1 protein-coding gene is annotated in these 313 nt (G+C 65.5%); it reads right to left on the bottom strand.

Going from position 1 to position 313, the window contains the following annotated elements; all coding sequences use genetic code 11:
* Positions 1 to 29: 29 nt before the first annotated feature.
* Positions 30 to 313, bottom strand: a 284-nt coding sequence (locus EN818_RS31645) for a DUF892 family protein (RefSeq protein ID WP_135906718.1), incomplete at its 5' end; no start/stop codon positions are given.

Below are 313 nucleotides of genomic sequence, written 5' to 3' on the forward strand. Positions count from 1 at the left end.
ACAGGAATGAGGGAAGATCCTGCCTTCCGCTACGCCGCCTCGGCGGCGACGTTGACGGCGGACTCGGCAAGTTCGGTAAGCGCGGCGTCGGTCTCCTTCTCCTCGCCCAGGGTCTTGTCGAGAAGGTTGACCGCCTCCGTAAGCCCGAGTTCGGAGGCCCAGGTCCTCAGTGTGCCGTAGCGCGAGATCTCGTAGTGCTCGACCGCCTGCGCTGCCGCCAGCAGGCCGGCATCGAGCGAGGGCGAGCTCTTGTATTCCTCCATGATCTCGGCACCCTCCTCGGTGATGCCCATGATCGCGGCGCAGGTCTTGC

The organism is Mesorhizobium sp. M3A.F.Ca.ET.175.01.1.1, assembly GCF_004791945.1.
Classification (GTDB): domain Bacteria; phylum Pseudomonadota; class Alphaproteobacteria; order Rhizobiales; family Rhizobiaceae; genus Mesorhizobium.